Origin of the sequence: Lysinibacillus sp. A4 (assembly GCF_024919535.1) — a bacterium.
Classification (GTDB): Bacteria; Bacillota; Bacilli; order Bacillales_A; family Planococcaceae; genus Lysinibacillus; species Lysinibacillus capsici.
The window spans coordinates 177506-190600 of sequence record NZ_JANWTB010000002.1; the positions used below are offsets into that span (position 1 = coordinate 177506).

Genomic DNA, 13095 nt, shown 5'->3' on the forward strand with positions numbered 1-13095 from the left:
TGATGAAAAAGAAGATGCTTTTATTCTCTGGTATTACAACAACGCTAGCCGCCGCTGCAACAGGTCTGTTCGGCTTCGCGCTTTCCAATAAATTAATGTATATCCAACAAAAAGACCCTGAATTTATACGGGAACGAGAAACGACCGCAAAACGCTTTGATGAGGCTTGGTACAATAAAAACTTGAAATGTGAACTGAATATTGATTCTCCAAATGGCTATACAATTCGAGGCATTATGTTTCAGCCATTGCAAACAAATAACACGATCATCATTTGCCACGGTGTCACCGAAAATAAAATAAATTCCGTGAAATATGCTCGCCTTTTTGAAAGACTTGGCTATAATTCTGTTATATTTGACCACCGTCGCCATGGTGAATCTGGAGGCAAGACTACAAGCTATGGCTACTATGAGAAAAACGATCTTGATGCCGTGGTGAAAACAGTCAAAGCAATGATTGGAGAGGATGCTATACTTGGCATTCACGGTGAATCGATGGGTGCTGCAACCATGCTCCTCTATGCAGGAACAGTCGAGGATGGCGCTGATTTTTATATCTCAGATTGCGCGTTCTCCGACTTTTCTATGTTACTCAAACAAATTGCGAAAACTGAATTTAAATATGGCTCCATTATTCCTATTCGTTTTGCTGACTTTTTTGTTCGTCTTAGAGATGGTTACTCATTTAAAAGTGTAACACCTGCCGAAGCCGTCACACATATTGAAAAACCTGTGCTCTTTATCCATAGTATTCCAGATACGTTTATTCCAGCTTCCATGTCACTCGATCTCTACAATAAAAAAACCGGTCCAAAAAAATTAAAACTTTTTGATACGGGGGCACATGCACAATCCTTTAATGAAAATATGGATGAATATGAGGATTTAATTCATGATTTTTTAGACAATTTTATTTATCAAAAAATCAATCGGGATTCTTCTTCTTCGAATGTCATTCCATTCCATTTTTAGGGCAATGAAAAACCTTGCGTTATTTTACTCGCAAGGTTTTTATTTTATTTAATCTTCAAAAATAATATGCCATTCATCACGTTTCGCTAAAAACTCTTTCGCTAATGCTTGGGCCCCTTCTAAACTATGGCTAGCAGCCCAGCCACATTGCACTTCATTGCATGCAGGCACTGTGGTTGCCTTTGTCACATCTGTAAATGTGTTCTCTAAAATAGCTAATAAATCCTCATAGTCATTATGATTGATCAAGGACACATAGAAGCCTGTTTGACAACCCATTGGACTGAAATCAACAATATGATCAGAGTAATTACGGATAATGTCAGCAGATAAATGCTCCAAAGAATGCAATGCAGGCATTTCCATATGCTCCTTATTTGGCTGTTTAAAGCGAATATCGTATTTATATACCTCATCGCCATTTTTGCCCGTTTTCACACCTGCTAAACGAACATAAGGTGCCTTTACTTTTGTATGATCTAGATCAAAACTTTCTACATTTGTTTTTTCTTTTTGCAATATACACAACTCCCTTCCGTATAGTAACTCCATTATACATAGTTTCCCGATAGAGTTGTATGATTTTTAAGAATTATTTAAATACTATTAAAAATAAAAAAACAACTAGTTAAGCTTGAACTAGTTGCTCGGAACATTCCAAATTACTTCTGGAATTTATTCATTTGCGCCATCATTTGACGTACTTGCTTTTCAGACGGCGTACGACCCATTTGCGCCATCATCATACGAATCATTTGCTCATTAATAGGTGGGTTTTCTTTCAAATATTTCATCATAGCTTGACGAGCGAAATAGAAACCAAGTGCTGCGCCCGCTGCTAATGCGATAATTACGATAATAATCCAGCCCCATGTAGGCATACAACCAACCTCCTCCACTACAATATACCGAGAAAAACTCTCCACGCTCCATTATACACCAAATAATAGCGTGTTACTATATATTGTAGTGAATTTTCCTAGTGCATTGTATACTTCATCGGCTTTAACCACCCACACTCATTATCCTGTTTATTAAAAGCAATAAAACGTTCACTCATTTTAGCAAGCATTTGAAATAAATCTAAATCTAGCATTCGCGAACCTTCACAGTAAACACAAATTTTACGATCTACTAAATAAATAGCCATTTTACCTTTGATCGGATGTTCTAAAAACAAAGCATTTCGAGCTCTTTCTAGGTGTGCATATTTGGAATCAAGTTGATGCTCTAACATGGCTGCAATCTCCTCAAAACGAACGGATTCACATATATATGCAAGCTCTTTTAAGGATTTCTCATTGGCATCTTCACAACCTTGCATCATCTCTAACAACTTACGCTCTCTGCCAAAAATAAACGTTAAATGCTCTTCTTTTATCTTATATATAGAATAGGTTCTCACCAGAAATCCTCCTTCGCTCAGTTTCTTTTTCATAAGTATAGCTCATTCAATCTTGTTTATTTGTCAAACGAAGGAGGGATCTCTCTTCTATTTTTGTCGAAAAAATTCTAGTTTCGGGTCTATAAATGACTTTATGACAAATGGTATTTTCAACCAAAAATAATTAATATTTTTCCAAAAACAAGCAAAAAGCTTGTTAAACATGGCCAAAAACCTTCTATTATGGCTGCTTAGATGAATCTCAGCCTCAAGACCTAGTTCAAAATCAATTTCGAGTCCGTTTTAGACAATCTTGTAAATAGGTATCATAAAGGTACAAACGAAAGGAGCTAAAACAAATGAAAAAATTTCTTTTATTAACTGGAGGCGTCATTGCAGCATGTGTTGCACTAGCGTTAATTGGACCACTGGCGGGGTTATTATTCTCTGGATTATTTGTAGCACTGGGCATGCACTTCTACATTGCTAGTAAGTCATCTTTCGGTAAAATTTTCTGGTTTACAGTTGGTCTAATCGGTGTCCTATCAGCAGTGTCTAACATTCCAGCAATGGTAGGTCTTGCTGCAATCGCCATTATCTATGTTATCTATAAAAAATGGAATGGCGAAGATGTAAAAATCCCTACAATTGAAGGAAAAAAAGAAGAAGATCCGTTTACAAACTTTGAAAAAGAATGGTCAAATTTAACAAAATAAAAGGAGCGAATTTAAATGAACTTATTTCAACGTTTTAGATATACAGTAGAGGCAGACTTACACCAATTATTTGATAAGAAGGAACAAAAAAATCCGATTGCGATGTTAAATCAATACATTCGTGAAGCAGAAAAACAAACAGAACAAACAGGCAAATTATTAGAGCGACAAGGGCAATTAAAAGAAAAGCTAGAGCAAGAATATAAAGAAAACGCAGATTTACTAGCGAAACGTGAATCTCAATTAGCATTAGCAAAATCTAGCGGAGAGCAGGACTTAATTGATTTCGCTACGGATGAAGTAACAGCTTATTCAGCTCGTAACCTTACATTACAAGCTAGTATTGAAGCAAGTACTCGTGAATACTTCGAGCTCGAGCGTAAATTTGAAACAATGAAGCATAAAATTAAAGATATGAAAGTGCGTCAATTACAGCTGATGGGGAAAGAAAATGTAACTCGTGCCCATCATCAAATGGATGGAATGATTGCCAAAAATAATAAAACAAACTTTGAAGATTTAGAAGCATATATCGATAAATTAGCTTATCAAATCGATAAAGACCATGAGCTTACAACTTTTGAGGCAAGACTGGCAGAATTAGAAAAAAAAGCAGTAGAAGAAAGCTCACCACTGCTAATTGAAAATAAATAACATGGTATAATATAAAGAGATAAGGGATGCCTCTATTTAGGAAGCATCCCATTTCTTTGAAGAAAAACAGTATAGTTTATAGAGTTTATAGGAGCTTTTCTCTTCCAAATCCTTAATATGTGATTTTACTTGCGATTAATACTGGAAAAGGAATTAACTAAGATGAAAATTAAAAAGTGGGTCCATTATATGATTAAAATCTGCCTTTTTGTTTTAATTTTTCTCCTCGTACTTTCAATCTGTTTATTGTGTTATCGTTCCATTGTTCAACAGCAGATAAAGCAACAAAGCACGGCCATTATTGAAAATGGTGGTATTAGTGAACTAAAAGAAATAACTGTCAATGGAGATAAACAATTTATACTAGTAGAGGGGCAAGATAAAGAAAGACCATTTTGTTTATTCCTTCATGGTGGCCCTGGCTCCCCATTTCCATATGGGGTAAGTGCTAGAACGCTGTTTCCTGAGATTACCGAGAACTGCGTAGCTGTATTTTATGATCAACGAGGGTCTGGTAAAAGTTATAATAAAAACTTATCATTAAACACAATGAACTTAGCTCAATTCACAGAAGATGCTAATAGTATTGTGGATTTTATAAGAGTACATTACAAACAGGAAAAGATCTTTATCATTGGGCAATCTTTTGGAACAGTAATCGGAACACAATTAATAGCTAAATATCCCGAAAAGTTTCACGCTTATTTAGGCATTTCTCAATTAACGAATCCAACAAAGGGACAGGAACTTGGTTATGAGTGGCTAAAGAACGAAGCCCAAGCAATTGGCGATGAGAAAACTCTTAGAATTTTGGAGAGTTTTGATAAAAAACCCTATCTTGAAGAAGATGAAGACCAGTTTAGTGAACTTATCAATCAATATAAAGGAATGAATTATTCTGATGATACCATAGAAAAGGTGAACCTTTTTAATTTAATCAAAGGGGCTTTCACTTCACCTGACTATTCTTTACAAGATATTTATCATGCATTTATTTCTGGTCCCCAATTTAGTCTTATCGAAAGCAAGGAATTAAAAAAAGAAATTATCCTTACTAATTTTTTTGAAACTGTTAAAACTATAGAAATCCCTGTTTATCTTATTCATGGAATATATGATAAACAGGCAAATTATGAATTATCTAAACAATATTACGAGGTTTTAGATGCACCAAATGGCAAGGAGTTTATCACATTACAACACTCTGCTCACTATCCAAACAAACTTGATGTCACACTAATAAATGACACATTGAAAAAAATGCTTGAAAGGTATTAAAGCATGTAGAGAAGTTCAGCTTCTCACATCAATTTCTAGAAGGAAGGGTGACCCTCATGCAAAATTTCACAACAAATAAGCTCACATTTTGGGTTCTTTGCTTCTTTTTACTCGTCTTTGTGGAGCTAACTATATTTAATAATGGTGGTGCCTTCTGTTTATTGATTGGGGCTGTACTTCTTTATTTAAGTTTTTCCAAAAAAGTTCGATTTTTTAAATGGACAGGAATTTTCTTTATTGCCATTGCTTTGTTCACGATGTGGAGCTTACGTTTATTTATCGTCATCATGCTCTTATATATGCTCTATCAATACTTGCAAAGAGAAAACGAGCCAAAAGTAGTTGGTGCAGAGCTTTTTGAAAAGCTTCCTGCAATTAAAAATGACCTAATTGGCACAATGCCAGCGCCTACAGAAGCTTATAAATGGCAAGATGTACAAATTCAGCGCCTTGCAGGAGATATTACCATTGATACAACGCAAACGATTTTACCAGCTGGCACTAGTCTTATTACAATTCGACAAGGTATCGGTAAAGTTCAAATCTATGTTCCTTATGAAATTCCATTCCGTTTACAGTATACGACTTTATTTGGTGAGCTCTCCTGCTTACACGTAGGGCCGCAACGTATAGTAAATGAAAGTATTACTTTCTCAGACGGCAACCCTGAGGATGCTAAACGTGTACTGATTATTCATGTCGCAACCTGGCTTGGAGATTTGGAGGTGCTACGAAAATGATAGCCTTTATCTCAAGATTATTTACATTATTTTTTATTTTAATGAGTGCTGTTTTCGGTCTTCTTGTTGCACTATGGGGCAATCCTGATGAAAAAACATGGGAGCCCTTATGGCAGCAGAATTACGATAATATCCCTCTAGGTGGCATCATCATAGTTAGCCTGTTTATACTTAGCTTCCTGTTTGCCAGCTGGATCAGTATGACTGCAAGGGCACGAGAAGCGCAGGCAACACGAATAGTGAAACAATTAATCGAGCCTGATTTTGTTTTTCCTAAAAAACAAGCTCTTCCGAAATCGTTAAAAAAGGCACTTGTCCAAACGAGTGAATTAATCGATACGCAACGTAAAAGTTTACAGCGTTTGTCCAATGAACGGGCTGAGGCCAATGATAAAATTATTCAGGAGCGTATTATTGCTGAACGCCAACGACTAGCTAGAGAACTCCATGATTCTGTGTCACAGCAACTATTTGCTGCCTCTATGTTACTATCTGCATTAACTGAAAATGACGAACATGCTACTAGCTTAAAACAGGTGGAGAAAATCGTTCAGCAGGCACAGCTAGAAATGCGTGCATTACTGCTACACTTACGGCCTGTTGCTTTACACAATAAAACATTGGCACAAGGCTTAGAGGAATTGATTATTGAACTTCAGCAAAAAGTTTATTTCCATATAGAATATGAATTAGAAGAAATGGCCTTAACTAAAGCAGAGGAAGATCATTTATTTCGTATTGCACAGGAGGCACTCTCCAATACGCTGCGTCATGCCAAAGCAAGTGAGGTGGAATTACTTCTTGTGGCACGAGACGACTTAGCTATTTTAAGAATTCAAGATAATGGTTTAGGCTTTGATGTGGAAGAAAATAAATCCACATCATACGGTTTACAAAATATAGCTGAACGAGCAGTTGAAATTGGCTGCACCTATAAAATTGTATCAGTGCCTGGTGAAGGAACAATTGTAGAGGTTAAAATTCCTTTACAAAAGGAGGAGGTCAATGTCGATGATACAAGTGCTCATAGTGGATGATCATGAAATGGTACGGATTGGTGTGTCAGCCTATCTTTCAGCACAGCCGGATATTACGGTTGTAGGTGAGGCTGAGAACGGTAAAGAGGCAGTGGAACGTGCCCTAACGCTAAGGCCTGATATTATTTTAATGGATAATGTGATGCCTGTTATGACAGGAGCAGAGGCAACAGTGGAAATATTAGCAGCATGGCCTGAGGCAAAAATCATGATGGTGACTAGCTTTTTAGATGATGATAAAGTATATCCTGCCTTAGAGGCTGGCGCGGTAAGCTATATTTTAAAAACATCTAATGCCAAACAAATTGCAGATGCTATTCGAAAAACGATGGGTGGCGAAACGGTATTAGAGCCAGAGGTCACTTCCAAAATGATGCACCGCATGCGCCACGGCAATAGTACGCCACTATACGAACAATTGACTGAACGTGAAATGGAAGTATTATTGCTAATGGCCCAGGGTAAAGCCAATCAGGAAATCGCTGATGAGCTATATATTGCCTTGAAAACAGTAAAAACACATGTTAGTAATATTTTAGCAAAGCTAGAAGTTCAAGATCGTACTCAAGCCGTCGTCTACGCCTTCCAAAATGGGCTAGCGAAATAACCATCTATCCATTACGCTTTGAGGACATGGCGATCTTTCAACAGAAATCTTACCAACTAATCATCCATTTATTTTAGTATGAGCCAAAATAAATGGATGATCCTGCGTAGAAAACGTCCTTGCAACAGACACCCATTGATTTATCTTATCCTATACTCCCCCCAAGATGAAAAGGGATTAAAGCAGTAGGTCTTTGCGCTTCAATACTTCTAAACTTACTATATAGAGAACAAGACGAATCCCAAGTGGTCAGACTAGCAACTAAATCGTACTCTCCTCACCACCAATAAATTTGATCGCAATACTCGTAAAATTTTTTAGGCTTCTTACCATATACTAGTTTTACCATGCCTATATATATTCGATGAGATTTAGCAAAATTGATACTATGAAATGAGAAGTCAAAATAATCTTGATAGTACGTTTTGTTAGATAGAACTTTTTATCGTTTGGTACGTTAGTATTTATAAAAGGGGAGCTTTCATGGATAGTCGTTTTACGTATCAGCACTTTATTAAAAATAATGCTTTTGCATTATTGGACCCTGTTTTTATTGTATTGCTGCTGTTCTCCATTGTACTGCTTATCATCGTTTTGCTGAAAAAAGTGCCTGTTTGGGTATGTACTCTTTTTGGTACTTTAACTAGTATTGTAGCCGCACAGCTTCTTTGGTTTTCTGGCATTATTGCTGATGAGCTAGGGATTGGTGGTAGTGCAAAAAGCTTTAATCTTTTTATTAGTATCGTGATAGTGCAGTGTCTTAGTTTATGGGTAACTAGCAAGAAAAACAATAAAAAAATACCGCAACATAGCAGCGTGATGTAAAGTCACGCTGTGTTGCGGTATTTTTATGTAGCTTATAGTGCTTTTACTTTTGCTACAACGTTTTCGACTGTAAAGCCATATTTCTCGATGACTAATTCACCTGGTGCGGATGCGCCGAATTTATTGATTAACTATACAGCTTCTTATGGACTGCACCCTGCTTTTCAACAGGAGATACTATGTAAGCTCCCCCTTCGCTACACCCTTATATACGATTTCAATAGAAGCGTGATTGCTAATTAGCCGTTACTAAAATCTCATTTTCTTCATGTTTTGCTTCAACAAACTGTCTATGATTTGGGGCAACAACTAAACTATATGAATGCATTATCGCTTGCTGTTGCATAACCCCCTTTAAAATAAAGCCATCCGTGACACCTGTTGCAGTAAATAAACAATCATCTGTTTGAACAAGTTCATCCAATGTCCAAATTTGATGAGGGTCTTTGATACCCATTTTGACACAGCGGGCATATTCCTCCTCTGTCTCTGGCATCAATTGACCTAAAAAGTCACCACCAAATCCTTTTTGTGCCGCTGCAGCAATAACCCCTTCTGGTGCACCACCAATACCAATAAACAAATCAACGTCACATTGCTCTAATGATGTTGCTAAAACGCCTGTAATATCGACTTCTGCAAAAAGCTTGACCTTAGCTCCTTCCTCTAATACATCCTCAATCCATTGCTGATGACGTGGACGATCTTGAATCATCACCGTTAATGCACGTACAGGCTTATGTAATGCCTTTGCTACACGATGCATATTTTCTTTTAAAGAATCCGTTAAACAAATCGCCCCTTTCGCTTGAGGTCCGCAAGCCATTTTTTTCATATACATATCAGGTGCATGAAGTAATGTTCCTTGTGGTGCTACAGCCATCACTGCCATTGCATCATTCATACCTTTTGCTACTAATGTAGTGCCTTCAATTGGATCTACTGCAATATCAACATGCAAAGCTTCTCCTGTTCCAAGCTTTTCTCCAATATAAAGCATCGGTGCTTCATCCATTTCACCTTCACCAATGACAACTGTAATATCCAATGGTAATTGGTTCAGTTCATTTCGCATCGCATTTGTTCCTGCACCATCAGCCGCTATCTTATTGCCACGTCCAATCCACGGATAGGCGTTCAGCGCTGCCATCTGTGTTACTTTCATAAAATCATTTGCAAAATGCTTAATTTGTACAGTCATTTTCATCATTCCTTTCAAAAAAGGCAATAAAAAACACTCACCCTAAAAAAGGCATGTCCGAAAACATCATTTAAAGCCGATGAGTGCTATTTTTAGTTATACACGCATCGTATTTTGTGCGATGTATAAAAATTGCTCCATAATTAATGCTGCTGATGTAGCACCAGGATCTTGAACGCCAATGGAACGTTCACCTAAGCGGCTTGAACGACCTCGTTTTGACAATAAATCTTTCGTTGATTCAGCACCTTCTTTAGCAGCAGCAACAGCTTTTTCAAAGGCTACAGGAAAATCTCCATCCTTATTAAATTCAGCAATTAATGTTTCACGCGCTGGAATAAGTGCATCCATCATCGTTTTATCGCCTAACTCTGCTTGCCCACGCTCCTGTACTCCATCTACAAAGGCAACCCAAAAATCTTTCCATGCTTCATCATTTAACATATCTTTACCTTTTATGGCTTTCGCCCCACGCATAAAGCCTGTTGCATATAATGGACCAACGGATGAACCAACCGCACTTAAAAATGTACGACCAGCAGTTGAACTTACTTTGACACAGTCCTCTTCCTCAGCTAAAGGCCCTTCTAGTTGTTCTTTAACAGCTTGCCAGCCAATAGACATTGTGACACCATGATCACCATCACCTAATTTACGGTCAAGCTCACATAAATAATCTTTTTGTTCTTCAATCATATCCACTATTTTCAATAAAAACTGTTTAAATTGTGTTACCGTGACTTCCATCTCGCTTCCTCCCTATCGCTGTACATACATTGGACAATCTGCTGCAAAATCAATGACTTCCATCAGCTCGTCATCTAATTGTGCAATGGATATAGATGCACCACCCATTTCTAAAGATGTGCTATAATTTCCCACAAATGAACGATGAATGTGAATATTTTTTGCTGTTAAAATTTGTTCAACACGACGGAATAAAATATATAGTTCCATATTCGTTGTTGAGCCTAAACCATTTACTAATACAGCTACTTTGTTACCGCTTTCAATTGGCATATCTTCTAAAATAGCATCTACCAATCTATCTACAACCTCGTCAGCCGTTTGAAGTTTACCTTTTTCAATACCTGGTTCTCCATGATGTCCTAAACCAATTTCCATCTCATCCGCTTCTAATTCAAAGCTTGGCTGACCTGTTTGTGGTAGTGAACACGGTGAAAGACCAACACCCATTGTACGTGTCACATCGTTCATTTTATTCGCAACACGCACAACCTCTTCTATACTATAGCCCTTTTCAGAGGCAGCCCCAGCAGCTTTCGTCACGAAAAACTCACCTGCAATACCTCGACGTTTGTGCTGTTCTTCCTTTGGTGCGGATGCAACATCATCTGTTACAATGACACATTCTACAGTAATATCTTCCTCTAAATCGGCAAGCTCTGCTGCCATTCCGAAATTCATTAAATCACCTGCATAATTTCCATAAATATAGACAACACCTTGTCCATTATCAATTTTTTTCGTTACCTCAACAATTGGATCTGGGGAAGGAGAAGCAAAAATATTCCCTACAGCTACACCATCTGCCATCCCATATCCTACATAACCCATAAAAGCAGGCTCATGACCTGAGCCACCACCAATTAAAACACCCACTTTTTGGCTTTCTTCACGAACAGCAACTAAAGCACGTTTATTTTCTGCTAATTGCTGTACATAATTTGGAAAGGCTTTTACATAGCCTTCAATCATTTCATCCACAACATTTGCAGGATCATTCATTAATTTTTTCATTATCTATGTACACCCCCATCAATATAACTTTGTTCTTGGTTCATAATTTGTTGTACTTTACGCGCGGAATTACCACCTGGAAAAGCCGAATTCAAATAGATTTCTACTACTTTTTTTGCTGCTTCTATGCCAATTACTTTTTCACCTAAAGTAATAATTTGTGCGTCGTTACTTTTACAAGCTCGTTCCGCTGAATAAACATCATGTGTTGTTGCTGCACGAATCCCTGGTACTTTACATGCCGCAATCGCCATACCTAGCCCTGTACCACACACTAAAATACCTCGATCTAATTGATTGTTCATAATAGCTGTGCCTACTGTGAACGCAACACCTGGGTAATCAATTTCTGTACAATTGTCTTTTGAACCATAATCAATCACTTCATGACCTAATTCTTCGGTAATATATTGTTGCAAAACTTGTTTCAAATGATGTGCATTATGGTCTGAACCTAAACCAATTTTCATTATACAATTTCCTCCTACTTGTCATCTATATATATTTGGTATTTTCTGATAAATATAATATTATTCTCACACACAGATTTTCGTTTGTCAATTTTTATTTTCGTTCATTTTCGTTTATTTTCGTTTTTAATTATATAAAAAGGATATTCTTTTCGAATATCCTTTTTATCAATGTCCTGTTACTACCTCTTTCGGTATATCGGTTTGTTTAGAGCCTTTTGGCAGACGAACAAATATCATCAACCCAGCACTTATAATATGCATAGTAACATATGCCCAAATAACACCAACAGCACCAAAACCACCGATTAAAGCACCTGCAACTGCTGGACCGAGAAATGTGCTTAAACCAGCACCCAAGTTAAGAATAGACATTGCTGCTCCACGGTTTTCTGGTGCTAATGATGGCACTAATGCAGAAAGTGGGACATACGCCGCTAAACAGGAGCCGAAGCACATAGCCACAATAATTGTCATCAGATAGTTAGCACCAAGGAAATACGGCACATAATAAAGACCTGCCATAAACACTGCACAACCTAAACCACCGATCCACATAACAGTACGCTGCCAGCCAATTTTATCGGCCACTGCACCCCAAATTAAATTGAAAATAACATTGCTTGCCCATAGAGCCCCATAAATTTGTAGCCATTGTGACATCGTAAATCCAGCATCAATCATATAGGCAGGCAAAAAGACTACTAATCCATATGCACCAGATGTATTAATAGCACGAACAATGCCACCAAGACCTACACGTGGCTTTTCAAATGCAATCGTGATGCCTTTTGTCATTTGCTTCATTGCTTCTTTAATTGTTAAATTTGTTTTTTGTACTTCAGGTTTGCAAAGGATAATACCAAAAACTGCACCGATTGCTGTAAAAATCAATGCACTCCAAAGCGTCATCATCTCGCCTAAAAATGGTAGTGCAAAACTTGAATAATAGGCCCCTAGCATATTTAGACCACCTGCAAATGATACCCAGAACCAACCAACTGCTGTTCCTAATCGCTCAATTGGCGCATAGTACGTAATCCATACTAAAAATGAATACGCAAATAATGGATAGCCTAGCCCACGTAATGCATATGTAGGAAGCATAATAGATAAATTCATCGTTGTAATACCTATTAATAAGAAAATCAACGTTCCTAAAACAAATAAACTCAATCCTATAATCATCATTTTTCTAGGACCATAAATTTCTGCTAACACACCTGAAAGCCAAGAAGCTATAGCTACAGCAATACCATAAAAACTAAGTAATGTAGCGACCTCCTGTACAGTCATTCCATTTTGGGTTAAATAGGTTGAAAGCCAACCTTGTTCTAAACCATCCCCAATCATAAATATCAGGACGCCTAAATAACCCATAAACATTTTTTTATCCATTCCTAGCTTACCAACTGATGTCGCCTGTAAATTTGATTGCATAATATCCC

At 37.3% G+C, this 13095-nt stretch carries 16 protein-coding genes; 8 read left to right on the forward strand and 8 right to left on the reverse strand.

All coding sequences use genetic code 11. From position 1 onward, the window contains the following. Positions 1-2: 2 nt before the first annotated feature. Complete coding sequence (locus tag NY607_RS04940; protein ID WP_036080551.1) at positions 3-974, forward strand: alpha/beta hydrolase; 972 nt, start codon at positions 3-5, stop codon at positions 972-974. 48 nt (positions 975-1022) lie between these two features. Here NY607_RS04940 and NY607_RS04945 read toward each other — a convergent pair whose 3' ends face one another. The 3 genes from NY607_RS04945 to sirA form a co-directional block, all read right to left on the reverse strand. Next, on the reverse strand, positions 1023-1526 hold the full coding sequence (locus NY607_RS04945) for an S-ribosylhomocysteine lyase (RefSeq protein ID WP_259419252.1): 504 nt from the start codon (positions 1524-1526) through the stop codon (positions 1023-1025). Between the two features lie 110 nt (positions 1527-1636). Beyond that, positions 1637-1855, reverse strand: coding sequence for a YneF family protein (locus tag NY607_RS04950; RefSeq protein WP_004232154.1), 219 nt, complete (start codon positions 1853-1855; stop codon positions 1637-1639). 98 nt (positions 1856-1953) lie between these two features. Then, on the reverse strand, positions 1954-2379 hold the full coding sequence (gene sirA, locus NY607_RS04955) for a sporulation inhibitor of replication protein SirA (protein WP_004232148.1): 426 nt from the start codon (positions 2377-2379) through the stop codon (positions 1954-1956). Between the two features lie 338 nt (positions 2380-2717). Here sirA and NY607_RS04960 point away from each other — a divergent pair, with 338 nt between their 5' ends. The 7 genes from NY607_RS04960 (at position 2718) to NY607_RS04990 (ending at position 8215) form a co-directional block, all read left to right on the forward strand. After that, positions 2718-3074 carry a lmo0954 family membrane protein gene (locus NY607_RS04960; protein ID WP_048391315.1) on the forward strand — a complete coding sequence of 119 codons (357 nt, stop codon included), beginning with the start codon at positions 2718-2720 and terminating at the stop codon, positions 3072-3074. A 15-nt stretch (positions 3075-3089) separates the two neighbouring features. After that, positions 3090-3728 (forward strand): PspA/IM30 family protein, encoded by a 639-nt coding sequence (locus NY607_RS04965; protein WP_009370701.1) that lies wholly within the window; start codon positions 3090-3092, stop codon positions 3726-3728. Positions 3729-3890: 162 nt separating this feature from the next. Then, the gene (locus tag NY607_RS04970; protein ID WP_259419253.1) at positions 3891-5006 is read left to right on the forward strand and encodes an alpha/beta fold hydrolase; all 1116 of its coding nucleotides are present in this window, start codon (positions 3891-3893) and stop codon (positions 5004-5006) included. Positions 5007-5062: 56 nt separating this feature from the next. Next, on the forward strand, positions 5063-5746 hold the full coding sequence (gene liaF / locus NY607_RS04975) for a cell wall-active antibiotics response protein LiaF (protein ID WP_225340802.1): 684 nt from the start codon (positions 5063-5065) through the stop codon (positions 5744-5746). After that, entirely contained in the window at positions 5743-6783 is a 1041-nt protein-coding gene (locus tag NY607_RS04980; protein ID WP_259419254.1) for a sensor histidine kinase, read from the forward strand. Before liaF ends, NY607_RS04980 begins: the two co-directional genes overlap by 4 nt. After that, positions 6758-7390 carry a response regulator transcription factor gene (locus NY607_RS04985; RefSeq protein WP_259419286.1) on the forward strand — a complete coding sequence of 211 codons (633 nt, stop codon included), beginning with the start codon at positions 6758-6760 and terminating at the stop codon, positions 7388-7390. The genes NY607_RS04980 and NY607_RS04985 overlap by 26 nt, the downstream gene beginning before the upstream one ends. Before the next feature lie 483 nt (positions 7391-7873). Then, on the forward strand, positions 7874-8215 hold the full coding sequence (locus NY607_RS04990; RefSeq protein ID WP_259419255.1) for a hypothetical protein: 342 nt from the start codon (positions 7874-7876) through the stop codon (positions 8213-8215). 235 nt (positions 8216-8450) lie between these two features. Here NY607_RS04990 and glpX read toward each other — a convergent pair whose 3' ends face one another. The 5 genes from glpX to NY607_RS05015 form a co-directional block, all read right to left on the reverse strand. Beyond that, positions 8451-9416, reverse strand: a complete 966-nt coding sequence (gene glpX, locus NY607_RS04995; protein WP_259419256.1) for a class II fructose-bisphosphatase — start codon at positions 9414-9416, stop codon at positions 8451-8453. Between the two features lie 96 nt (positions 9417-9512). After that, complete coding sequence (gene dhaL / locus NY607_RS05000; protein WP_259419257.1) at positions 9513-10163, reverse strand: dihydroxyacetone kinase subunit DhaL; 651 nt, start codon at positions 10161-10163, stop codon at positions 9513-9515. A 12-nt stretch (positions 10164-10175) separates the two neighbouring features. After that, the gene (locus NY607_RS05005) at positions 10176-11177 is read right to left on the reverse strand and encodes a dihydroxyacetone kinase subunit DhaK (RefSeq protein WP_259419258.1); all 1002 of its coding nucleotides are present in this window, start codon (positions 11175-11177) and stop codon (positions 10176-10178) included. Further along, the gene (locus NY607_RS05010; protein ID WP_259419259.1) at positions 11177-11647 is read right to left on the reverse strand and encodes an RpiB/LacA/LacB family sugar-phosphate isomerase; all 471 of its coding nucleotides are present in this window, start codon (positions 11645-11647) and stop codon (positions 11177-11179) included. The genes NY607_RS05005 and NY607_RS05010 overlap by 1 nt, the downstream gene beginning before the upstream one ends. 168 nt (positions 11648-11815) lie before the next feature. Further along, positions 11816-13087 carry an MFS transporter gene (locus NY607_RS05015; protein ID WP_259419260.1) on the reverse strand — a complete coding sequence of 424 codons (1272 nt, stop codon included), beginning with the start codon at positions 13085-13087 and terminating at the stop codon, positions 11816-11818. Between the last annotated feature and the right edge of the window lie 8 nt (positions 13088-13095).

What these genes read in the sequence shown, in the direction of transcription:
- NY607_RS04940 (WP_036080551.1), top strand. Translation starts at nt 3, where the DNA reads ATGAAAAAGAAGATGCTTTTATTCTCTGGTATTACAACAACGCTAGCC.
- NY607_RS04945 (WP_259419252.1), bottom strand. Translation starts at nt 1,526, where the DNA reads ATGGAGTTACTATACGGAAGGGAGTTGTGTATATTGCAAAAAGAAAAA.
- NY607_RS04950 (WP_004232154.1), bottom strand. Translation starts at nt 1,855, where the DNA reads ATGCCTACATGGGGCTGGATTATTATCGTAATTATCGCATTAGCAGCG.
- NY607_RS04960 (WP_048391315.1), top strand. Translation starts at nt 2,718, where the DNA reads ATGAAAAAATTTCTTTTATTAACTGGAGGCGTCATTGCAGCATGTGTT.
- NY607_RS04965 (WP_009370701.1), top strand. Translation starts at nt 3,090, where the DNA reads ATGAACTTATTTCAACGTTTTAGATATACAGTAGAGGCAGACTTACAC.
- NY607_RS04970 (WP_259419253.1), top strand. Translation starts at nt 3,891, where the DNA reads ATGAAAATTAAAAAGTGGGTCCATTATATGATTAAAATCTGCCTTTTT.
- liaF (WP_225340802.1), top strand. Translation starts at nt 5,063, where the DNA reads ATGCAAAATTTCACAACAAATAAGCTCACATTTTGGGTTCTTTGCTTC.
- NY607_RS04980 (WP_259419254.1), top strand. Translation starts at nt 5,743, where the DNA reads ATGATAGCCTTTATCTCAAGATTATTTACATTATTTTTTATTTTAATG.
- NY607_RS04985 (WP_259419286.1), top strand. Translation starts at nt 6,758, where the DNA reads ATGATACAAGTGCTCATAGTGGATGATCATGAAATGGTACGGATTGGT.
- NY607_RS04990 (WP_259419255.1), top strand. Translation starts at nt 7,874, where the DNA reads ATGGATAGTCGTTTTACGTATCAGCACTTTATTAAAAATAATGCTTTT.
- glpX (WP_259419256.1), bottom strand. Translation starts at nt 9,416, where the DNA reads ATGACTGTACAAATTAAGCATTTTGCAAATGATTTTATGAAAGTAACA.
- dhaL (WP_259419257.1), bottom strand. Translation starts at nt 10,163, where the DNA reads ATGGAAGTCACGGTAACACAATTTAAACAGTTTTTATTGAAAATAGTG.
- NY607_RS05005 (WP_259419258.1), bottom strand. Translation starts at nt 11,177, where the DNA reads ATGAAAAAATTAATGAATGATCCTGCAAATGTTGTGGATGAAATGATT.
- NY607_RS05010 (WP_259419259.1), bottom strand. Translation starts at nt 11,647, where the DNA reads ATGAAAATTGGTTTAGGTTCAGACCATAATGCACATCATTTGAAACAA.
- NY607_RS05015 (WP_259419260.1), bottom strand. Translation starts at nt 13,087, where the DNA reads ATGCAATCAAATTTACAGGCGACATCAGTTGGTAAGCTAGGAATGGAT.